Source organism: Paramagnetospirillum sp., assembly GCF_058402745.1.
In genome coordinates, this window is the sequence record NZ_JBZVFI010000017.1 from 324,118 (window position 1) to 345,714 (window position 21,597).

Sequence of the window (21,597 nt, forward strand, 5' to 3'; positions counted from 1 at the left end):
GCCATCGTCTGAAAGATGCTTCGCATCGCTCAGCATGACACCCCGGAAAGCCCCATGACGCGGCCCCGCCTCAATCCCTGGGGCGAGCCCCGGCGGGCGCGGGTCGGGCTGTTGGGCGGCTCGTTCAATCCGGCCCATGACGGGCACCGCCACATCGCCCTGCTGGCGCTCAGGCTGCTGGGCCTGGACGAGGTCTGGCTGCTGGTCAGTCCGCAGAACCCGTTGAAGCCGGTGGCCGGCATGGCGCCGTTCACCGATCGCCTCGACTCGGCACGGGCGGTCTGCGCCGGGCACCCCCGCCTGCGACCGACCGATGTCGAAACCCATTGGGGCACCCGCTACACCGCCGACACCCTGGCGCTGTTGCGGCAACGCTTCCCTCGCATCCGCTTCGTCTGGCTGATGGGCGCCGATAATCTGGCCGGCTTCCATCGCTGGGCAAGATGGGAGAGCATCTTCCGCGCCGTTCCCGTTGCGATTCTGGCGCGTGGTCCCTATTCTGCGCGAATCTTGGGAAGCCGTGCGGCTCATCGCTTCGCCCAAAGCCGCCAGCCGTCCTCGAGAGCCCGATTTTTGTGGCAGGGACAGCCGCCCGCCTGGGTGTTCCTGCACACCCGGCGCCACGCCGCCTCGTCCACCGCCATCCGCAACAGGAGACAACCATAGCCCGCAAACCCGCCGCCAAGGCCGAATCTCCCGCCGCTCCCGCCCCCTCGCTGGCGGAGATCGTCGCCGCCACCCTGGACGACCACAAGGCCGAGGACGTGGTGGTCCTCGACCTCAAGGGCCGCACCTCCATCACCGACACCATGGTCATCGCCACCGGCAAATCCCAGCGCCAGGTGGGCGCCATGGCCGATCACGTGGAAAAGGCCCTGAAGCAGGCCGGCCAGAAGGTCACCATCGAGGGTATGCCCCAGTGCGACTGGGTGCTGGTGGACGGGGGCGACATCATCGTCCACCTGTTCCGCCCCGAGGTCCGCGCCTTCTACAATCTGGAAAAGATGTGGGGCGCGCTGGAAGCCAAGGCCGATGCTCCCACCGCCAGCGCCGTGCGCGCCAAGGCGATCGAACAGGGCTGATGCGCCTGCTGATCGGAGCGGTGGGCAAGGCCAAGGCCGGGCCGGAGCTGGATCTGTTCCGCCAGTATTGCCGCCGCCTGTCGCCCGCTCCAATCCTCAAGGAGGTGGAGGAGAAGCGCCCGCTGGCCGCACCCCAGATGAAGGCGCGCGAGGCGGATCTGCTGTTGTCCATCATCCCCACGGGCTCGAAAGTGGTGGCGCTGGACGAACGGGGCCGCGACATGGGATCGGTGGACTTCGCCGAGATTCTGAGAGGCTGGCGCGACGGCGGCACCCAGGACGTGGCCTTCCTGATCGGCGGCGCCGACGGCCATGGCGACGCGGTGCGCCAACGGGCCGATCTGCTGCTGTCCTTCGGGCGCATGACCTGGCCGCATATGCTGGTCCGCGCCCTGCTGGCCGAGCAATTGTGGCGGGCCCATTCGATTCTGACCGGGCATCCCTACCATCGATCCTGATCAATAGCCATATGACTAAGGGCTCTTGAAATTCTGTCCTTCCTGGCGCAAGGATGGCTGAGGGGTTTCCGGTGGGATTCCAAGGAGGGGTGGTGACGGAATCTGATATCCCGCCGGAAGAGCGGGCGGCCTTCGAGGAATACGTTGCCAGGGTCGGCGGCACCAACATCAGTGCCCAGACGCTGCTTGCCACCGACTATCTCAATCACTTCAACGAGATCGTCATGCTGCTCGACATGGTGCCGGACATGCCGGACATGATCGAGGAGTGCAAGATGTGGGCGCCCAAGAGCTACCAGGAGCATTTCACCGATTCCAGCTTCAAGGACAAGCAGCTGGCGGTCGAGGCCTACGAGGCCGTGCCCACCAAGTTCCGCCGCCCCTTCGAGGAGACCATCAACCACCTGAACACCCTGATCCTCGGCGGCGTCGCCAAGCTGGAAGAGGAAATCGTCGCCGGCGCCGATCCGGCGCTGACCACCGAGCACGTCAAGGCCATCAGCCGCGCCGCCCAGGCCCTGATGGACTGCGCCAACGCCATCATCCACGGTTCCGACCGCGCCATGGCCCAGGTGGAAATCGACGGGCTGCTGGGCGGAACGTAGGGGGAGCGATTTAAGGATCGCACCTCCCCATCCTGTCATGCTGAGCAACGCGAAGCATCTTTCACCCGCCAGATGGCTGCCGCTTCAGGCTGAAAGACCCTTCGCCAAGGCTCAGGGTGACAAATGCCATCAAACCTTGCGCGCCACCCAGCCGCCGAAGCACAGCGCGCGGAAATAGGGTTCGGGCCTGCCGAAGCCGGTTTCGGCCAGAAGCTCGGTCAGGCGGGCCTCGGTGACCGGGAAGATGTCGCGGTCCACGTGGCGGAACCCTTTTTCCACCTCCGTCTCGGGAATGCCCGCCGCCAGTTGCAGGTGGCGCCACCAGGCGCGCAGCTGCTGCTGCCACCCGTCGCTCCAGACACCGAACAGGTCGGCCAGCACCAGGGGCGCGCCCGGCTTCAGATGGGCGGCCACTTCTTCCAGCAGGGTCTTCTTCGCCCCGTCATCGGGCAGGAAATGCATGACCAGCAACAGGGTCGCCGCGTCGAAGGGCTCGAATTTCGGCAGGTCGCCCACCTTGGAGGGATAGAGCCGCACCCGGGCGGTGAGGTTGTGCTCCTTCACCTTGATCTCGGCGTGCTCGAGCATGTCCTTGGAGGGATCGACCCCCACCACGGCGAGGTTGGGGCAGCTTTGCGCCAGGGCGATGCATTCCGCCCCCGTTCCCGCCCCGATCACCAGGGCGCGACCGCGGCCCCGCGTGGTCTCGGCGACGATCTGGCACGACAGCACGTGCAGGGCGTCATAGCCGGGAATGGCTTCGCGCACCCGCCTGTCATAGGCGGCGGCGCGGTCGGCGTCCCAGTGGCGGACGGTGTCGACACTCATCTCTGTTTGCTCCCATCCCTAGGGAAAGGCCTCCAACTGCCGCAGCGCCTCGGCGGTGGCGATGGACGCCGCCAGCGCCACGTTGAGCGACCGCGCCTCCGCCCGCATGGGAATGCGGATGCGGGCCTGGGCCGCATCGAATACCGCGCCGGGCACCCCGGAACTTTCCCGTCCGACCATGATGGTATCACCGGGGGCGAAAGGAAAGCGGTCATGACGAATCTCGCCGCCGGTGGTCAGCAGCACCAGACGGCGCCCCCCGGCCTCCAGGGTGGCGGCGAAGGCCTCCCACGACCAATGGCGGGTGTAGCTCGCCTGTCCGATATAATCCATTCCGGCACGCCGGACTTTACGTTCATCAAGGACAAAGCCGCACGGTTCGATTATATCGACGGCCACGCCCAGGCAGGCGGACAAACGCAGAAGCGCCCCCGCGTTCTGCGGAATGTCCGGCTGGTAAAGGGCGAGGCGGAGAAGATCCAAGGGGGGTCTCGACGGCAGATTCCGGTGCGGTGTGATGTTGCCTTGCAGCAACGTCATATTAGCCGCTCCGCATGCATGTCGAGACGGCTGTTGAATCGACTCAGGCGATGTGGTTAATAGTCGCGCTTCCGCGGGCCAACAAGAGGATTAATCATGGCTGATCAGGCACACAATGCCCAGCCCTCGTCGGTGGACGGGCAGACACGGCGGGATTTCCTGCTGTACGCCACTGCCGGCGTCGGTGCGATTGGGACTGGCTTGGCACTTTGGCCGTTCGTGCATAGCATGAACCCGGCCGCCGATACTTTGGCGCTTTCCACCACCGACGTGGACATCTCGGCCATCAAGCCGGGCCAGTCGGTCACCGTGGTGTGGCGCGGCAAGCCGGTCTTCGTCCGGCACCGCCTGCCCGAGGAAATCGCCGACGCCGCCAAGGTCAACACCGCCGAGCTGCGTGAGCCCGAGACCGACGCCCAGCGCGCCAAGAAGCCCGAGTGGCTGATCCTGATCGGCGTCTGCACCCATCTGGGCTGCGTGCCGCTGGGCCAGAAGCCCGCCGACCCCAAGGGTGAGTTCGGCGGCTGGTTCTGCCCGTGCCACGGGTCGCACTACGACACGTCGGGCCGCATCCGCAAGGGTCCCGCCCCGGCCAACCTGCCGGTGCCGCCTTATCAGTTCACCACCGACACCACCGTCCGGATCGGCTGAGGGGGCCCGTCATGAGCGACTTCAAGAGCAACAACAAGGTGGTCAACTGGATCGAAGAGCGCCTGCCCATCTTCTCGATGGTTCAGCACAGCGCGATCGAGTACCCGACGCCTCGCAATCTGAACTACTGGTGGAACTTCGGTTCGCTGGCCGCGGTGATGCTGATCATCATGATCCTCACCGGCCTGTTCCTGGCCATGAACTATTCCTCCCACACCTCGCTGGCCTTCGACTCGGTCGAACGCATCATGCGCGACGTGAACTACGGCTGGCTGCTGCGCTACCTGCACGCCAACGGCGCGTCCATGTTCTTCATCCTGGTGTACATCCACATCTTCCGCGGCCTGTACTACGGTTCGTACAAGTCCCCGCGCGAGATCCTGTGGTTCATCGGCATCGCCATCTTCCTGGCGATGATGGCCACCGGCTTCATGGGCTACGTGCTGCCCTGGGGCCAGATGTCCTTCTGGGGCGCCACGGTGATCACCAACCTGTTCTCGGCCTTCCCGGTGGTGGGCGACTACATCGTCACCCTGCTGTGGGGCGGCTTCTCGGTGGACAACCCCACGCTCAACCGCTTCTTCGCGCTGCACTTCCTGCTGCCCTTCGTCATCCTGGGCCTGGTGGTGGTGCACGTGTGGGCGCTGCATACCGTCAAGTCGAACAACCCCCTGGGCATCGACATGAAGGGTCCGCAGGATTCCATCCCCTTCCACCCCTACTACACGATCAAGGACCTGTACGGCATCGGCCTGTTCCTGATGTTCTACCTGGCCTTCGTGTTCTGGGCGCCCAACTTCTTCGGCGAGCCGGACAACTACATCCCCGCCAACCCGATGGTGACGCCCCCGCACATCGTGCCCGAATGGTACTACCTGCCGTTCTACGCGATCCTGCGCGCCTTCACCTTCGACCTGCCCTTCCTGCCGGCCAAGCTGCAGGGCGTGCTGGCCATGTTCTCGGCCATCCTGATCCTGTTCGCCCTGCCCTGGCTGGACACCTCCAAGGTGCGCTCGGCCAAGTTCCGTCCGCTGTACCGCCAGTTCTTCTGGCTGTTCTTCGTGGACTGCATGGTGCTGGGCTATGTGGGCGGCAAGCCGGCGGAAGGCATCCTGATCAAGATCGGTCAGTTCTGCACCGCCTACTACTTCGCCCACTTCCTGATCATCCTGCCGCTGATCGGCAAGATCGAGAAGCCCAAGGCCCTGCCCGCCTCCATCGCCCAGCCGGTGGTCAAGGCCGCCGCCCTGGTCGCCATGATCATGGTCGGCCTGGCCGGCTTCGGCGGCGAGGCCAAGGCCAGCAGCGCCGGCATGCCCGAGTTCAAGAAGCCGGCCACCGCCTTCTCCTGGGAAGGCGTGTTCGGCAAGCATGACAAGGCGGCGCTGAAGCGTGGCTGGCAGGTGTTCCACGACGTGTGCGCCAACTGCCACTCCATGAAGCTGGTGGCGTACCGCAACCTGGCCGACATCGGCTTCACCGAGGACGAGATCAAGGCCATCGCCGCCGAGAAGGAAGTCCCCGATCAGCCCAACGACGAAGGCGTGGTCAACAACCGCCCCGCCCGTCCGTCGGACCGGATCGTGCCGCCCTTCGCCAACGACAAGGCCGCCGCCGCGGCCAACGGCGGCGCCCTGCCGCCCGACCTGTCGCTGATGAACAAGGCCCGTCCCAGCGGCCCCTACTACGTCTACTCGCTGATGCTGGGCTACGAGGACGCCGCTCCCGAGGGTCACGCCATCCCCGAGGGCAAGTTCTTCAACCACTACTTCCCGGGCAACGCCATCAGCATGCCGTCGCCGGTCATGGATGACATCGTCACCTATGCCGACGGCACCAAGGCGACCAAGGAGCAGATCGCCTACGACATCACCACCTTCCTCAACTGGGCCGCCGAGCCCGAGCTGGATGCCCGCAAGTCCATGGGCCTCAAGGTGATGGTGTTCCTGGCCGTTCTGACCGCCCTGATGTACGCCCTGAAGCGTCAGATCTGGAAGGACGTGCATTAAGAGGTCGGCCCGCGCCTCTTAATCGCGCACCATGTACGGACGGCCGCCGTTGGCGACAACGGCGGCCGTTTCGTTTGTTGGCCGCGCGCGGCCGTGATATGGTCCGCCCGCAGGTGCCGACTTGAGGCCATAATCCGTTGAGCAAGCAGAAGATTTCCTTTGATCATTCCACCTGGGTGCTGGTGCGCCGCCTGTTCAACGAGGGCATGCGCCCCTACATGGGCAAGGTGTTGGCCGCCGTGTTCTGCATGGTGGTGGGCGCCGCCGCCAATGCCGGCTACGCCCTCCTGATGGACCCGGTGGTCAACAAGATCTTCACCGAGAAGCGCCCCGAATTCCTGCTGCCCCTGGCGGCCGCCGTGCTGGCCACCTTCGCCGTCAAGTCGGTGTGCAATTACGGCGAGGCGGTGTTCCTGTCCAAGGTGGGCCTGCGGGTCATCGCCGACATGCAGGCGCGGCTGTTCGCCCACCTGATGCGCCTCGACGTCGCCTTCTTCCACGCCAATTCCACGGGCCGCATCCTGTCGCGCCTGACCAACGACATCTCGCAGATGCGCTTCGCGGTGTCCGACGCCCTGACGGGGGCCGGCAAGGACGCCTCGTCGGTGATCTTCCTGATCGGCGCCATGTTCTATCAGGACTGGCGGCTGTCGGCCTGGACCTTCTTCATCTTCCCCATCGCCATCCTGCCCATCCGCAAGCTGGGCCGGCGCATGCGCAAGGTCACCGCCAACACCCAGGACCACATGGGCCAGCTGACCACCTATCTGGAGCAGGCCATCCAGGGCATCCGGGTGGTCAAGGCCTATGGCATGGAGGATTACGAGAAGCGCAAGGTCAACGCCCTGGTGGAGATGCTGCAGGACCTGATCTACAAGGCCGCCCGGGTGCGCGCCGCCTCGTCTCCCATCATGGAGCTGCTGGGCGGCATCGCCATCACCGTGGTGATCCTCTATGGCGGCACGCGGGTGGTGGCGGGCGAGACCACCCCCGGCGCCTTCTTCTCGTTCATCACCGCCCTGATGCTGGCCTATCGCCCCATCAAGTCCCTGGCCGCCATGAACACCAACCTGCAGGAAGGCCTGGCGGCGGCGGCGCGCACCTTCTCGGTGCTCGACACCCAGCCCACCATCACCGAAAAGGATGGAACCCCCGATCTGGTGGTGCTGGAGGGCAATGTCAGCTTCGAGGGCGTGTTCTTCACCTATGACGGGGCCAAGGCGGTGCTGGACGGCATCGACCTCGCCGTGCCGGGCGGCAAGACGGTGGCCCTGGTGGGGCCGTCGGGCGCCGGCAAGTCCACCGTGCTGAACCTGCTGCCCCGCTTCTACGACGTCACCGACGGAAGCGTGCTGGTGGACGGCCAGGACGTGCGGGGCGTCAGCCTCGCCTCGCTCCGGTCCAAGATCGCCCTGGTCAGCCAGGAGATCACCCTGTTCGACGACACCATCCGCGCCAACATCGCCTATGGCCGCTTCGGCGCCACCGACGAGGAGATCGAGGCCGCCGCCCGTTCGGCCGCCGCCCACGACTTCATCATCGGCCTGCCCGAGGGCTACGACACCGTGGTGGGCGAGCGCGGCCTGAACCTGTCGGGCGGCCAGCGCCAGCGCCTGGCCATCGCGCGCGCCATGCTGAAGAACGCCCCCATCCTGCTGCTGGACGAAGCCACCAGCGCGCTGGACACCGAATCCGAGCGCCAGGTGCAGACCGCCCTGGAACTGCTGATGAAGGGCCGCACCACCATCGTCATCGCCCACCGCCTGTCCACCGTGGTCAACGCCGACCTGATTCACGTGCTGGACAAGGGCAGGGTGATCGAATCCGGCGACCACAACGCCCTGATGGCCAGGGACGGGACTTATGCCCGCCTCTACGCCATGCAGTTCGCCGAGGAAGCCGCCAGACCCACCGGAGGCTGAAGCCCATGAGCTGGGCCAAGCGCATCGGCAAGAGCGAGGGATTGCGCGGGGCCTTGTGCTGGCTGGGCTCGCTCTACATCCGCCTCGTCCATCTCACCGGGCGCTGGAGCGTGGTCAACGGCGGCCATGCCCAGGCGCTGTGGGACCAGGGCAAGCCCTTCATCCTGGCCTTCTGGCATGGCCGCATCCTGATGATGCCCAAGTCGTGGCGGCGAAGCGTGCCCATCCACATGCTGATCAGCCAGCACCGCGACGGCCAGCTGATCGCCCGCACCGTGTCCCATTTCGGCATCGACACCGTCCAGGGCTCCACCACACGGGGTGGCAGCGCGGCGCTGCGCGCCATGCTGAAATTCCTGAAGTCCGGCGAATGCGTCGGCATCACCCCCGATGGCCCCAAGGGGCCGCGCATGCGGGCCAGCGACGGCATCGTGGCGGTGGCGAAGCTGGCCCAGGTCCCCATCCTGCCCGCCACCTTCGCCACCAGCCGCCGCACGCTGCTGGGCAGCTGGGACCGCTTCGCATTGGCGTGGCCGTTCTCGCGCGGGGTGTTCGTCTGGGGCGATCCCATCCTGGTCCCCAAGGATGCCGACGACACGGCCATGGAAGCCGCCCGCCGGGCGGTGGAGGACAGCCTCAACGCCATCACGCGGGACGCCGATGCCCGCATGGGCCGGGACACGCCGGAGCCGGCCTCATGATCTACCGCCTGTACCGGGGACTGACCACATTGGGCGGGCCGCTGATCGCCGCCTATCTGGAGCGGCGCAAGCAGCGCGGCAAGGAGGATGCCACCCGGTTTCCTGAGCGCCTGGGCCATCCCGGCCAGCCCCGCCCCCCGGGGCCCTTGGTGTGGATGCACGGCGCCTCGGTGGGCGAGGCGATGTCCATGCTGCCCCTGATCGACCGCCTGCTGGCCCGGGGCCTGAACGTGCTGATGACCACCGGCACCGTCACCTCGGCCCGGCTGCTGGCCGAGCGGCTGCCCAAGGGCGCGGCTCACCAATACGTGCCGGTGGACCGCGTCGCCTATGTGCGCTCGTTCCTCAATCACTGGCGGCCCGATCTGGCCCTGTGGGCGGAATCGGAATACTGGCCCAACCTGCTGGCCGAGACCCGCCACCGGGGCATTCCCCAGGTGCTGATCCAGGGCCGCATGTCGCCCAGATCCTTCGCCGCCTGGAAGAAGGTTCCCGGCTTCATCCACAAGATGCTGTCGGGCTTCGCGCTCTGCCTGGCCCAGACCGAATCCGACGCCGGGCGCATCCGGGCCTTGGGCGGGCGCGACGTGCGCTGCCTGGGCAACCTCAAATACGCGGTGGCGCCCCTGCCCTGCGACGCGGCCGCGCTGGAGCGCCTGCGGGCCGACATCGCCGGCCGGCCGGTGTGGCTGGCGGCCAGCACCCATCCGGGCGAGGAGGTCCTGGCCGGGCGGGTGCATGCCGCCCTTGGCATGCCCGGCCTGCTGAGCGTGGTCATCCCCCGCCACCACACCCGAGGACCCGAGGTGGCGGCCGAATTGCGCGCCCAGGGCCTGCGCGTGGCGCTGCGCTCGGCCGGCGAGGCCATCACGCCGGAAACCTCGGTCTACGTCGCCGACACCATGGGCGAACTGGGGCTGTTCTACCGTCTGGGCGGACCGGTCTTCGTGGGCAAGAGCCTGTGCGTCGGCGGCGGACAGAACCCGTTCGAGCCGGCCCTGCTGGGCGCCGCCGTGCTGTTCGGTCCGCTGATGGACAATTTCCCCGACATGGCCCCCGCCATGCTGGCGGCCGGGGCCGCCCTGCGGGTCAGGGACGAGGGCGAACTGGCGGCGACCGTCCGCGCCCTGCTGGCCGATCCCTTGGCCCTGCAGGCGGCGGGGGTTGCGGCCAAGGCCTGGGCCGAGGGCGAGGCCGGCATCCTCGATCAGGTGATGGAGGCGCTGGCCCCCTTCCTCGCCCCCCTGGAGGCCGCCCATGCGCGCCCCTGATTTCTGGCACAAGGACAACGCCATCGCCCGCCTGCTGGCTCCGCTGGGCTCGGTCTACGGCTGGGCGGTGCGCCGCAACCTGGAGCGGGCCGAGGAATACCGCCCCGCCGTGCCGGTGATCTGCGTCGGCAACATCGTCGCCGGCGGCGCCGGCAAGACGCCGGTGGGCATCGCGCTGGCCCGCCGCCTGATCGCCGCCGGGGTGAAGCCCCATTTCCTCACCCGCGGCTATGGCGGCACCGAGGTGGGACCCCGCGCCGTGGACCTTGACCGCCATGACAGCGCCCGGGTCGGCGACGAGGCGCTGCTGCTGGCCCGCGAGGCGCCCACCTGGGTGGCGCGCTGGCGTCCCGACGGAGCGGTGGCCGCCGCCCAGATGGGGGCCGAGGTGATCATCATGGATGACGGCTTCCAGAACGGCTCCATCGCCAAGGACCTGTCGCTGGTGGTGGTGGACGGCGAATACGGCTTCGGCAACGGCCGCACCATGCCGGCCGGCCCCTGTCGCGAGCCCCCCGGCCAGGGCCTGGCCCGCGCCGACGCCATGGTGGTGATCGGCGAGGACAAATGCGGGCTGGCCGAAGCGGCCCGCGCCCACGATCTGGTTCTGCTGGCCGCCCGGCTGGTGCCCGGCCCGGAGGGCGCCCGTTTGGCGGGACGCAAGGTGGTGGCCTTCGCCGGCATCGGCCGGCCCGAGAAGTTCTTCGCCACCTTGAAACAATGCGGGGCGCGGCTCACCGCCGACCATTCCTTTCCCGACCACCACCCCTTCACCCGCGCCGACATCGAGGCGCTGCTGGCCGAGGCCGAGAGCAACGAGGCCGTCCCGGTCACCACCGCCAAGGACGCGGTGCGCCTGCCCGCCGATTTGCGCGCCCGCGTCACCGTGCTGAGCGTGGCCCTGGACTGGGAGGACCCTTCCCTGCTAACTCCCCTGTTCGACCGGATCGGAGTGCGGGCATGACGAGAAAGGAACTGCGCCAACGTCTGGAGGCCCTGGGCGCCCGCGCGGTGTGGGCGCTGTTCGCCGCCCTGCCGCTGGATGCCGCCTCGGGGCTGGGCGGCTGGCTGGGCCGCGCCGTCGGCCCGCTGCTGGGCGGCGTCAACCGGGTGGCGCGCCGGAACCTCAAATCCGCCTTCCCCGAGAAGACCGATGCCGAGATCACGGCCATCATCCGCGCCATGTGGGACAATATCGGCCGGGTGGCCGGCGAGTTTCCCCACCTGAAACGCATCGCCACCGAGCGGGTGGAACTGATCGGCGGCGAGAACATCGACCTGCTGCGCGACGACGGTCAGGCCGGAATCTTCATCTCCGGCCATATCGGCAACTGGGAGGTCAACGGCGCGGTGGCCGCCGCGCGCGGCCTGCCGCTCAATCTGGTCTACCGCGCCGCCAACAATCCCCATGTGGAGGAGCTCTACCGCAAGGGGCGCGCCGACGCCTGCCACGCTCTGATCCAGAAGGGGCCGGAAGGCGCCCGTCAGGCGCTGATCACCCTGAAGAAGGGCGGCCATCTCGGCATGCTGGTGGACCAGAAGATGAATGACGGGGTCCCCGTCCCCTTCTTCGGCCGCGACGCCATGACCGCTCCGGCTCAGGCCGCCTTCGCCACAAAATTCAAATGCCCGCTGGTTCCCGCCCGGGTGGAGCGCTTGGGGGGCGCCCATTTCCGCGTCACCGTCCTGCCCCCCATGGACTTTCCCCATACCAGCGACAACCACGAGGACAACCGCCTGCTCCTGGTCCGCATCAACGCCCTGCTGGAGGAGTGGATTCGCCAACGGCCCGAGCAATGGCTGTGGGTCCACCGGCGCTGGCCGGAATGAGGTCCTCCATCATGTCATCCCGAGCGAGGCGAGGGATCTCGTCCTGGCATGGCGGGACAGAACCGGCACCACCGGCTCAAGCGGAGATCCTTCGCTGCGCTGAGGATGACAGTCCGGGGGAGCGGCCATGAGCGGCGGGTTCACCGCCTATCTCGCCGCCCCGGGGTTCGAGGACGACCTCCGGGTCGAACTGGGCGAGGTCACCGACCGGTTCGGCCGCCTGATGCTGTCGCCCGGCCCGGCCAAGCCGGCCGCCTGGGCGCAGAACATCTGGCACGAGCCCCGGATACTGGAAGTGGCCTCCATCGGCGAGGCGGCCAAGGCGTTGAAGGCCATCCAGCGCAACTGGTGGCCCTACGAATTCCACCTGCACCGCCGCACCGCCCTGCTGGTGGAGAAGCTGCCCAAGGTTTCGGCCCGGCCGCTGGTCTTCGGCCAGCCCGCCCCCACCGCGCCGCTGGGCTCGTTCACCTGGATCGACGAGGGCCGCGTGCTGGCCGCCGCCGCCTGTTCCAGCCCCTTCCCCAACGGCGAGGCGACCTTCGTCGAGGACCGCCAGACGCCGCCCAGCCGCGCCTATCTCAAGCTGTGGGAGGCCCTGACCCTGGCCGGAGAAATGCCCGGCCCCGGCCAGACCTGCGTCGATCTGGGGGCCTGCCCGGGCGGCTGGACCTGGGTGCTGGCCTCGACGGGCGCCCGGGTGATCAGCGTGGACAAGGCGCCGCTGGCCCCCAACGTCGCCGCCATGGCCAATGTGGAGGTCCGCCAGGGCAGCGCCTTCGGCATCGAGCCGTCCGAGATCGGCCCGGTGGACTGGCTGTGCTCGGACGTCATCTGCTATCCCGAACGCCTGCTGCGGCTGGTGGAGCGCTGGCTGGACAGCGGGCTGGCCCGCAACTTCATCTGCACCCTGAAGTTCCAGGGCGCCACCGACCACGCCACCGCGCGGGCCTTCGCCGCCATTCCCGGATCGCGCCTGCTGCACCTCGCCCACAACAAACACGAGTTGACCTGGATGCGACTTGGGGATGCGGCTTGCCTCCCTATGTCCTTCGGAGTAAACCAGTAGCTTCGGGGAACATTCTGCCGGGACCGAGAGCCTCATGTCCGTCGCCAAGCTTCCGCCGCCGGTGGAAATCGATACCGAAACCAAGAAGCGGATCATCGAGGGTCTGAAGAAGGTGCTCGCCACCTTCCAGCAGGCCGGGCTGGTGGAGTCCGCGGTCACCTACCAGCAGGTGATCTCGGACCCCGACGTGCTGCAGGCCTTCATCAAGACGTTTCAGGCCCACCGCGAGATGGTGGATGGCATCGTCCAGGCCAAGGACGGCGACCAGCCGGTCCGGGACGAAAGCACCCTCCTGGTGTGCGGCGTCAGCCTGGGCCAGATTCAGCAATTGCTGGTCCGCACCTGCGCCAAGAAGATCTTCGAGGCCGACAAGCCCATGGAGACGGTCACCGAGACCGTCACCAAGACCTCCATGTTCGGCCTGATCAAGAAGACCGAGCAGATCGAGCGCCAGGCCGTCGACCCGGTCGAGGAACGCAAGATTCGCGAACTGTCGCGCTACATCGCCTTCGGCTGGCAGCTGCCGCTGCTGGAGACCTACCGCTCGCGGCTCTCCTATCCCCAGATCATCGAGATCGGCGAGGACATCGTGGCCCTGCCCACCATTGCCCATATCGAGGCGGTGGCCCGGTTCGAGCCCGACAAGCTGAAGAAGGTCAAGGCCACCGTCGGCCCCGAGTTCGGCGCCATTCTCGCCGACCGTCCCCAGGCCATCGGCGGCATCTCGGTGTGGAACCGCGACATGTACGAGTTCTACCACAAGATGCTGGGCCCCAAGGCGTGGGAGTTCTTCGCCCGCGACACGGCGTTCTTCAACGTCTGCGCCGCCCTGGACAAGGCGGTGGCCAGGATCTTCGGCGACATGCTGTGCTACATCGCCGCCGAGAACCTGCAGGAAATCCAGCGCCTCAACATCGACAAGGTCGAGGTGATGGTGCATTCGCTGAAGACCGGGTTCGGTCCCCGCGCCCCCGAGATCCTGGCCATCCCCACCTTCGCCAAGGACATCCTGCGCAAGGTGGTGGACAATCTGCTGCACATGACCCAGGAAAAGGACAAGCTGATGATGGCCTTCGGGCTGTCGGTCAAGGCCATGGTCCCCGCCGTGGACGAGTGGCTGGCCAAGCGGCATTGACCGGCCAGGGCCTCATCGGCATCGCCCTGCTGATCGGGGTGGCGTTCCTGCTGTCGGAGAACCGCCGGGCGGTGTCGTGGCGGGTGATCGCCGCCGGGCTGGCGGTACAGGTGGGCCTCGCCCTGCTGCTGCTCAAGGTTCCCGCCGCCAAGATGCTGTTCCTGGCGCTGGACCGGGCGGTGGCGGCGCTGCAGACCGCGACGCGGGCCGGCACCAGCTTCGTCTTCGGCTATGTGGGGGGCGGCCCCGCCCCCTGGACCGCCGCCGATCCGGCGTCCGGCTTCATCCTCGCCTTCCAGGCCCTGCCGCTGGTGCTGCTGATGAGCGCCCTGTCGGCGCTGCTCTATCACTGGCGCGTCCTGCCGGTGGTGGTGCGGGCCGCCTCGCGCCTTCTGGAGAAGTCCATGGGCGTGGGCGGCGCGGTGGGCGTGTCGGCCTCGGCCACCGCCTTCCTCGGCATGATCGAGGCGCCGCTCTTGATCCGCCCCTACATGGCGCTCCTGTCCCGGGGCGAGCTGTTCCTGGTGATGACGGCGGGCATGTCCACCATCGCCGGCACCGTGATGGTGCTCTACGCCACCTTCCTGGACGGCATCATTCCCGACGCCATCGGCCACCTGCTGACCGCCTCGCTGATCTCGGTGCCGGCCGGGCTGATGATCGGCAAGATCATGGTGCCCGATGCCGCCCATACCGGCGCCGGCCGGCTGGGTGACGGCCACCACTACGCCGGGTCCATGGACGCGGTGGTCCGGGGCACCATGGACGGCGTCCGCCTGCTGGTCGGCATCGTCGCCATGCTGGTGGTCCTGGTCGCCCTGGTCAGCCTGGCCAATGCCGGCCTGAAGCTGCTGCCCGAGGTGGCCGGCGCGCCGCTGACGCTGCAGCGCGCCCTGGGCTGGGTCATGGCCCCGGTGGTGTGGAGCATGGGCATTCCGGCGACCGAGATGGTCACCGCCGGCGCCCTGATGGGAACCAAGACGGTGCTGAACGAGCTGCTGGCCTATCTGGAACTGGCCCAGTTGCCCGACGGCGCCCTGTCGCCCCGCTCGCGCCTGATCATGACCTACGGGTTGTGCGGCTTCGCCAATCTCGGCTCGCTCGGCATCCTCATCGCCGGCCTGTCGGTGATGGCGCCGGAGCGCCGGCCGGAAATCGTCGCCCTGGGCGGACGGTCAATCGTTGCGGGAACTTTGGCGAGCTGCCTCACGGGTGCCGTGGTGGGGCTTCTGCTGTGATTCGGCCCGGCCCGGCCATTCGCGGCATGTTTACAATAGGCCACGGATGTTGCATGGTCATTTGATCATGAGTTCGGGTGCCGACATCTTGCGATTGCTGATCATCGAGGACAACCCTGGCGACCAGAGGTTGATCGAGATCGAATTGGCCGATGCCCAGCCCAGCTGGAAGGTGTCCTGCCGCGCCACCCTGGGCGAGGCGCTGAAGGACGCCCCGTTCCATGCCTTCGACTGCGTGCTCTCCGATCTCGGCCTGCCCGACGCGTCGGGCATCGAATCGGTGGTGCGGCTGAAGTCCTGGGCTCCCGACAAGGCGCTGGTGGTGCTGACCAGCCTGGACGACGAGCGGGTCGCCCAGGAAGCCATCCGGGCCGGCGCCCAGGATTACGTGGTCAAGTCCGATGCCGGCCTGACCCTGCTGCCCCGCGTCATCCGCCACGCCATCGAGCGCCAGCAGGCCCAGACGGCGCTGGAGGCCTCGCACCGCACCTCCCAGGCCCTGCTGGACGCCAGCCACGACATCGCCATGCTGCTGGATGCCGATGGGCATATCCTGACGCTCAACACCGAGGCGGAGCAGTACCTCAGCGCGCCCCCCGATTCCCTGATCGGCCAGAGCATCTTCGACCTGCTGCCCGAGGCGCTGGCCGAGCACCGCCGCTCCTACCTGACCGAGGCGCTGGAGACCGGTCGCACCGTCCAGTTCGAGGACACCGACGGCATCCACTGGTTCGCCAACCGCCTGCTGGCGGTGGCCGGCATCGAGGCGGGCGAGCACCGGCTGGCCATGTTCTCGCGCGACATCACCTCGGAACGCGCCACCGCCGCCAAGCTGGCCGAGGCCAAGGAAGAGGCCGACTTCGCCAACCGCGCCAAGACCGAGTTCATGGGCCGCATGAGCCGCGACATCCGCACGCCCTTGAACGACGTGATCGGCTTCGCCGAGATGATCTCGGCCGAGATGCTGGGGCCGCTCACCCAGGCCGGCTACCGCGAATACGCCGATTCCATCCTGAATTCCGGCAGCCAGATCCTGAAGCTGCTGGACCGCATCACCGACGTTTCCATGCTGGAATCGGCGCTGTTGAAGGATCAGGCGTCCTACCGCGACCTGGTGGAGCTGTCGCCCGACCTGATCTGCGTCTGCGTCGACGGGGTGATCGAACGCATCAACGCCGCCGGGCTGGGCATGCTGCGCGCACCGTCGGCCAGCGCCTGCGAAGGCAAGCATTTCTCGGAATTCATCCATCCCGACTACCGCGCCATCTTCGAGGGCGGCCTCGACACCCTGTACGAGGAGGGCCACCCCCTGCCGGTCAAGGTGATGACCTTCGCCGGACGGGTGCGCGACGTGGAGCTGTCGGCGGTGCCGCTGCGGCGCGAGGCCCACAACGCCACCCTGGTGGTGGGGCGCGACACCACCGAGGTCACCGCCGCCATGCGGGCGGTGGCGGCGCGCGAACACCGCATCCGCGCCATCATGGACACGGTGCTGGACGGCATCGTCACCATCGACGAGGACGGCACCATCCTCAACGCCAACCTGTCGGTGGAGCGCATCTTCGGCCATTCCCTGTCCGAACTGATCGGCGCCAACGTCTCGATCCTGATGCCCGAGCCCGACGCGGGCAAGCATGACGGCTATATCAGGAACTACCTGGCCACCGGCATCGGCGCCATCATCGGCGTCGGGCGCGAGGTGATGGGCAAGCGCAAGGACGGCTCGCTGTTCCCCGTCCACCTGTCCATCTCGGAACTGCGCGTCGAGAAGCGCCGGCTGTTCACCGGCACCATCCGCGACCTCACCGAGAACAAGCAGCTGGCGCAAAGGGTGGCCTATCTGGCCAACCACGACCCGCTCACCGACCTGCCCAACCGTACCCTGCTGACCGACCGGCTGGGCCAGGCCATCGCCATGGCCCGCAACGCCGGGCTGCTGGTGGCCATCATCACCGTCGATCTGGACGGCTTCACCACCATCAACGATTCCATGGGCCACGACGTGGGCAACGCGCTGCTGCGCGAGACGGCGCGCCGCCTGGCCCAGGCGGTCCAGGCCGGCGGCACCGCCGCCCGTCTGGCCGGCGACGAATTCGCCGTGGTGGTCGCCCAGGCGCGCGGCATGGACGAGATCACCGCCCAGGTGGACCACATCCACGACATCCTCAACAAGCCCTACACCATTCACGGCACCGACACGGTGGTGCCGGTGGACATGGGCGTGTCGGTGTTCCCCAGGGACGGCGACGACGCGCTGGACCTGCTGCGCAACGCCGAGATGGCGCTGCACAACGTCAAGCGCCGCACCGACCAGCGCAAGGGCTATTTCGACGCCGCCATGTCCTTCGCGGTGACCGAGCGCATGACGCTGGAGCGCTCCATCAAGGACGCGCTGCGCGCCGGCCAGTTCGAGCTGTTCTACCAGCCCCAGGTCCGCCTGTCCGATTACGCCCTGATCGGGGCCGAGGCGCTGATCCGCTGGCGCCATCCCGAACTGGGCATCATCACCCCGGACAAGTTCATCCCCGTCGCCGAGGAAACCGGCCTGATCGTCCCCATGGGCAGCTGGGTGCTGCGCCAGGCCTGTACCCAGCTGCGCCTGTGGAACGATTCCGGCATCGAGAGCCTGCGCCTGGGCGTCAACATCTCGGGCCGCCAGTTCCGCGAGGCCGATCTGGCCGACATCGTCGCCGACTGCATCTCCGAGACCGGGGTCAACGCCAAGGACCTGGACCTGGAACTGACCGAGAGCATGCTGATGGCCGACGGCGAGGGCACGCTGAAGCTGCTGCGCTCGCTGGCCAAGCTGGGCGTCACCCTGTCCATCGACGATTTCGGCACCGGCTATTCCTCGCTGGCCTACCTGAAGCGCTTCCCGGTGGACACCGTGAAGATCGACCGCGCCTTCGTGCGCGACCTGGACCAGGACGAGGACGGCCGCGTTCTGGTCAACGCCATCATCTCCCTGGCCCATTCCCTGGCGCTGAAGACCATCGCCGAGGGCGTCGAGACCGAGACCCAGGCGGCGCTGCTGGCGCGCCACGGCTGCGACGAGATTCAGGGCTACATGATCGGCCGGCCCATGGCGGTCGCCGACTTCACCAGTTTCGCCAAGGGCTACCACCCCCGCACCCCGGAAAAGTTCGCCGTGCTGCGGGCGGGACAGAATTGAATGACTGAGAGGATCGGGTCATGAGCGGTACCGTCGTCGTCGTTGAAGACAACGCGATGAACATGAAGCTCCTGGAACAGGCGCTGACCATCGCGGGCTACACCACGGTCAAGTCGTCGGACGGCGACGGCCTGGTGGACCTGGCCGCCGGCAGCGGCGCGGGCGTCATCCTGATGGACATCCAGCTGCCGAAGTATTCCGGCATCGACCTGTTGAAGCAGCTGCGCGCCGACGACCGCACCAAGGGCGTGCCGGTGGTGGCGGTCACCGCCTTCGCCGACCCCGATTCCGTCGCCGGCTTCCTGGAGGAAGGCTTCAACCAGGTGATCACCAAGCCCATCTCCATCCGCAAGCTGCTGGACGAAGTGGCCCGCTATTGCGGCGGAGAGTAGCCGGCTTTGTCGTGCTGAACGGAGTGAAGCATCTTTCAGCCTGCGGTGTGTGAAAGATCCTTCGGCGTTGCCCACTGCTGTCCGGTTCAATTGCCTGGGTTCTGGCGGACGGGTTTTTTCACCACCAAGACACCAAGAGGACATTCCAGGTGCGTCGTGCCCGGACGTGTTCCGGGCATCCACGCCCATCGGCAGGGACTATTGTTTCATGAGGCATTCCAGCGGATCCGCGTGGATGGCCGGGACGATGCCCGGCCATGACGGTGAGGTTGGGCGGGGCGATCAGCTCCGTCCTCCTGGTGTCCTTGGTGTCTTGGTGGTTGAAGAGGCTTTTCCGTATTCCCATTCCGGTGGAGCCATCTCAAACCAAGCCTGGGCAAGGCAAGAGACCAGTGCTGGCTGAAGTAAACCGGACACCCGTGGGCGTTGCCTCAGGATGACACCCAGGCACGCTACTGCGCGGTAAACTGCTTTTCCACGTCCTTGATCAGGTCGATGCCCTGAATCATCTCGCTCATCATGAAATCGGCCCGCTTGATGGGACCGCCCGAGTTGGGGCGGGGAAACATCTTGGCGAACGAGCTCATCTTGACGGTCAGGCCGCACAAGGCGGCGCCGATGGTGACGTGGTAGCGCTCGATCATTCCCTTGACCGAGCGGAACTCCTCCTGGGAGATGTTCTCCCACATCTCGCGGGTACGCTTGTCGAACACTTCCAGGCGACCCGAGATCGAGGCCGAGATCGAGTTGATCACCTCCTCGATCATGTCGCAGGTCTTCATCAGGTTGACGTTCTGCTTCAGCTGGAAATGGGTACGGATGGGCGCCAGCGCCTGGACGCAGGCGGTGAAATAGGGCTCCAGCCGGTCGAGGCAGTGGCGGAAGTAGGACAGCGACATGAAGGTATCGCCGTAATCCTCGAGGAAGCGCGGCACGTCGAAGATGTCGATGTTCAGGCTTTGCGCCATGGTCTCGAGGCGCTGGCGGGCCTTCTTGATGTCGGGGTCGCGGAACAGCTTCAGCAGGTCGTCGTAGCTGTTGATCTCCACCGCCTCGTCCGAATAGATCATCTTCATCAGCGGACGGGTGAACATGATCATGTAGCGGGTGAGTTCCGCCGCCTTTTCCGGCGACAGCTTCAACGCCGCGTAGTCATTGACCGGAATGCCGTGCTCGCGCAACGAGATGCGCAGGGAATAGACGTCGTAGCTGGGCAGCAGCGCCAGCCGGCGCAGAATGCCGAGATCGGGATGAATCTGCTCGGTCGGCCAGCCGAACATGGCGGGCAGGGATTCCACGTCCACCTGCCCCGAACCGGTCTGGACGTCGGAGAACAGCTCGACCGCGCTCCGGAGCCGCACGTTCTTGATCAGCTTGGCGCTTTGCAGGGCGGGGGTCTGGAGGGGGATGATGGACAACGGCAGCACGAACATGGAATCCATGTCGCTGTCATTGATTGGCTTCAATCCGTCGTCGTCTGACATTTTACTCTCGGTCCCCATCCCGAGGGCTTATTGTGCCTGCTTTGCCGCCGATCGCAATGGGGAACATGAGTCCAATTCCGTTTGGATGTGTCACATACATGAGGAATTGATGATATTTGTCGTGTATTCTTTCCCGTCGTGATGCGTCGTTTCCGTGGGGGGAAATCTGCCGTGCCTGCAAGAATGCCCGAGCGAGCCATCCGTTTCATCCGTGTCGCCGCCGTGCTGCTGTGCCTTGGGGCCGGGCCGGCGGCGGCGCAGGACATCCGCTTCTTCCAGATCGGCACCGGCCCGACGGGAGAGACGCGCTTCGCCTTCGGCGGCCTGATCGCCAACGCCATCAGCAATCCCCCCGGCTCGCGCGAGTGCGACAAGGGCGGCTCGTGCGGGGTGCCGGGCATGGTGGCGGTGGCCAAGTCCACCGGCGGCGCCATCGCCAATATCGAGGCCATCGCGGCGAAAAGGCTCGACGCCGCCCTGGTCCAGGCCGACATCGCCTATTGGGCCTATCACGGCACCGGCATCTACAAGGGCAAGGGCGCGGCGCAGAACCTGCGTGCCATCGCCATGCTCTACCCCGAAAGCCTGCACCTGGTGGCGCGCAAGGATGCGAAGATCGCCTCGGTCAAGGACCTCAAGGGTAAGCGGGTGTCCCTGGGCGACAGGGATTCGGGCGAACTGGTCCACGGCCGCCTGCTGCTGGCCGCCTTCGGCCTCAACGAAAGCCAGATCAAGCAGAGTTTCCTCAAACCCGGCCCCGCCGCCGATGCCATGGCCGCCGGCCAGCTGGACGCCATGCTGGTGGTGGACGGCGTGCCGGTGCCCATCATCGCCGAACTGGCCCAGCGCACCGACATCGTGCTGGTTCCCCTGGCCGGCCCCGAAGCGGACAAGATGCGGGTCACCTATCCCTTCTTCTCCGCCTCGGCCATTCCGGCCGAGACCTACAAGGGCGCCGAAACCGAGGTGAAGACCCTGGACGTGGGCGTGGTTCTGGTCACCGGCGCCGAACGGTCCAACGAGCTGATCTACGGCGTCACCCGCGCGCTCTGGCACCCCAGCACCCAGAAGCTGCTGACCGAAAGCCACCCGCGCGGCAAGCTGGTCAACCTGTCGGCCGCCGGCCTGGACAAGCTGGGCATCCAGCTGCACGGCGGCGCCTCGGCCTACTATTTCGATGCGGGCGTGACTCACTGAGGCATGTATCGGG

The 21,597-nt window shown here is 66.9% G+C and carries 19 protein-coding genes and 2 pseudogenes; 18 read left to right on the plus strand and 3 right to left on the minus strand.

Annotated features, from left to right (window positions below):
• Positions 1 to 54 precede the first annotated feature (54 nt).
• The 4 genes from ACV4UZ_RS15815 to ACV4UZ_RS15830 all read left to right on the plus strand — a co-directional run bounded on the left by ACV4UZ_RS15815 (position 55) and on the right by ACV4UZ_RS15830 (position 2,145).
• Complete coding sequence (locus tag ACV4UZ_RS15815; RefSeq protein WP_491601751.1) at positions 55 to 666, plus strand: nicotinate-nucleotide adenylyltransferase; 612 nt, start codon at positions 55 to 57, stop codon at positions 664 to 666.
• Positions 576 to 1,082: a ribosome silencing factor gene (rsfS, locus tag ACV4UZ_RS15820; RefSeq protein ID WP_491601752.1), complete on the plus strand. Its 507-nt coding sequence runs from the start codon at positions 576 to 578 to the stop codon at positions 1,080 to 1,082. Before ACV4UZ_RS15815 ends, rsfS begins: the two co-directional genes overlap by 91 nt.
• Positions 1,082 to 1,540, plus strand: a complete 459-nt coding sequence (rlmH, locus tag ACV4UZ_RS15825; protein ID WP_491601753.1) for a 23S rRNA (pseudouridine(1915)-N(3))-methyltransferase RlmH — start codon at positions 1,082 to 1,084, stop codon at positions 1,538 to 1,540. The genes rsfS and rlmH overlap by 1 nt, the downstream gene beginning before the upstream one ends.
• A gap of 89 nt (positions 1,541 to 1,629) precedes the next feature.
• Complete coding sequence (locus tag ACV4UZ_RS15830) at positions 1,630 to 2,145, plus strand: hypothetical protein (RefSeq protein ID WP_491601754.1); 516 nt, start codon at positions 1,630 to 1,632, stop codon at positions 2,143 to 2,145.
• A gap of 129 nt (positions 2,146 to 2,274) precedes the next feature.
• Here the strand turns inward: ACV4UZ_RS15830 and ACV4UZ_RS15835 are convergent, their stop codons facing one another.
• Together ACV4UZ_RS15835 and ACV4UZ_RS15840 are read right to left on the minus strand one after the other, a co-directional pair.
• Entirely contained in the window at positions 2,275 to 2,973 is a 699-nt protein-coding gene (locus ACV4UZ_RS15835) for a class I SAM-dependent methyltransferase (RefSeq protein WP_491601755.1), read from the minus strand.
• 18 nt (positions 2,974 to 2,991) lie between these two features.
• On the minus strand, positions 2,992 to 3,513 hold the full coding sequence (locus ACV4UZ_RS15840; RefSeq protein WP_491601756.1) for a tRNA (cytidine(34)-2'-O)-methyltransferase: 522 nt from the start codon (positions 3,511 to 3,513) through the stop codon (positions 2,992 to 2,994).
• 96 nt (positions 3,514 to 3,609) lie between these two features.
• On the opposite strand from ACV4UZ_RS15840, the gene petA reads away from it, so the two are divergent.
• The 13 genes and pseudogenes from petA (at position 3,610) to ACV4UZ_RS15905 (ending at position 18,903) form a co-directional block, all read left to right on the plus strand.
• Complete coding sequence (gene petA, locus ACV4UZ_RS15845; RefSeq protein ID WP_491601757.1) at positions 3,610 to 4,164, plus strand: ubiquinol-cytochrome c reductase iron-sulfur subunit; 555 nt, start codon at positions 3,610 to 3,612, stop codon at positions 4,162 to 4,164.
• 11 nt (positions 4,165 to 4,175) lie between these two features.
• A pseudogene (locus ACV4UZ_RS15850) lies at positions 4,176 to 5,408 on the plus strand (cytochrome b); the annotation flags it as partial.
• Between the two features lie 111 nt (positions 5,409 to 5,519).
• Positions 5,520 to 6,173: pseudogene (locus ACV4UZ_RS15855) on the plus strand (cytochrome c1); the annotation flags it as partial.
• Between the two features lie 137 nt (positions 6,174 to 6,310).
• Positions 6,311 to 8,095 carry a lipid A export permease/ATP-binding protein MsbA gene (gene msbA, locus ACV4UZ_RS15860; protein WP_491601758.1) on the plus strand — a complete coding sequence of 595 codons (1,785 nt, stop codon included), beginning with the start codon at positions 6,311 to 6,313 and terminating at the stop codon, positions 8,093 to 8,095.
• 5 nt (positions 8,096 to 8,100) lie between these two features.
• Positions 8,101 to 8,796: a lysophospholipid acyltransferase family protein gene (locus ACV4UZ_RS15865; protein WP_491601759.1), complete on the plus strand. Its 696-nt coding sequence runs from the start codon at positions 8,101 to 8,103 to the stop codon at positions 8,794 to 8,796.
• Positions 8,793 to 10,067 carry a 3-deoxy-D-manno-octulosonic acid transferase gene (locus ACV4UZ_RS15870; RefSeq protein ID WP_491601760.1) on the plus strand — a complete coding sequence of 425 codons (1,275 nt, stop codon included), beginning with the start codon at positions 8,793 to 8,795 and terminating at the stop codon, positions 10,065 to 10,067. Before ACV4UZ_RS15865 ends, ACV4UZ_RS15870 begins: the two co-directional genes overlap by 4 nt.
• A complete protein-coding gene (lpxK, locus tag ACV4UZ_RS15875) occupies positions 10,054 to 11,031 on the plus strand; it encodes a tetraacyldisaccharide 4'-kinase (RefSeq protein ID WP_491601761.1) in 978 nt (325 codons plus the stop codon). Before ACV4UZ_RS15870 ends, lpxK begins: the two co-directional genes overlap by 14 nt.
• On the plus strand, positions 11,028 to 11,897 hold the full coding sequence (locus tag ACV4UZ_RS15880; RefSeq protein WP_491601762.1) for a lysophospholipid acyltransferase family protein: 870 nt from the start codon (positions 11,028 to 11,030) through the stop codon (positions 11,895 to 11,897). The genes lpxK and ACV4UZ_RS15880 overlap by 4 nt, the downstream gene beginning before the upstream one ends.
• Positions 11,898 to 12,024: 127 nt before the next feature.
• Positions 12,025 to 12,966, plus strand: coding sequence for an SAM-dependent methyltransferase (locus ACV4UZ_RS15885; protein ID WP_491601763.1), 942 nt, complete (start codon positions 12,025 to 12,027; stop codon positions 12,964 to 12,966).
• 34 nt (positions 12,967 to 13,000) lie between these two features.
• On the plus strand, positions 13,001 to 14,101 hold the full coding sequence (locus tag ACV4UZ_RS15890) for a hypothetical protein (protein ID WP_491601764.1): 1,101 nt from the start codon (positions 13,001 to 13,003) through the stop codon (positions 14,099 to 14,101).
• On the plus strand, positions 14,080 to 15,339 hold the full coding sequence (locus ACV4UZ_RS15895; protein ID WP_491601765.1) for a NupC/NupG family nucleoside CNT transporter: 1,260 nt from the start codon (positions 14,080 to 14,082) through the stop codon (positions 15,337 to 15,339). Before ACV4UZ_RS15890 ends, ACV4UZ_RS15895 begins: the two co-directional genes overlap by 22 nt.
• 67 nt (positions 15,340 to 15,406) lie before the next feature.
• A complete protein-coding gene (locus ACV4UZ_RS15900; RefSeq protein WP_491601766.1) occupies positions 15,407 to 18,511 on the plus strand; it encodes an EAL domain-containing protein in 3,105 nt (1,034 codons plus the stop codon).
• Positions 18,512 to 18,531: 20 nt separating this feature from the next.
• Positions 18,532 to 18,903, plus strand: a complete 372-nt coding sequence (locus tag ACV4UZ_RS15905) for a response regulator (protein ID WP_491601767.1) — start codon at positions 18,532 to 18,534, stop codon at positions 18,901 to 18,903.
• Positions 18,904 to 19,355: 452 nt separating this feature from the next.
• Here ACV4UZ_RS15905 and ACV4UZ_RS15910 read toward each other — a convergent pair whose 3' ends face one another.
• Positions 19,356 to 20,387 (minus strand): hypothetical protein, encoded by a 1,032-nt coding sequence (locus ACV4UZ_RS15910; protein ID WP_491601768.1) that lies wholly within the window; start codon positions 20,385 to 20,387, stop codon positions 19,356 to 19,358.
• A gap of 171 nt (positions 20,388 to 20,558) precedes the next feature.
• Here ACV4UZ_RS15910 and ACV4UZ_RS15915 point away from each other — a divergent pair, with 171 nt between their 5' ends.
• Positions 20,559 to 21,584 (plus strand): TAXI family TRAP transporter solute-binding subunit, encoded by a 1,026-nt coding sequence (locus ACV4UZ_RS15915; RefSeq protein ID WP_491601769.1) that lies wholly within the window; start codon positions 20,559 to 20,561, stop codon positions 21,582 to 21,584.
• The last annotated feature ends 13 nt before the right edge of the window (positions 21,585 to 21,597 follow it).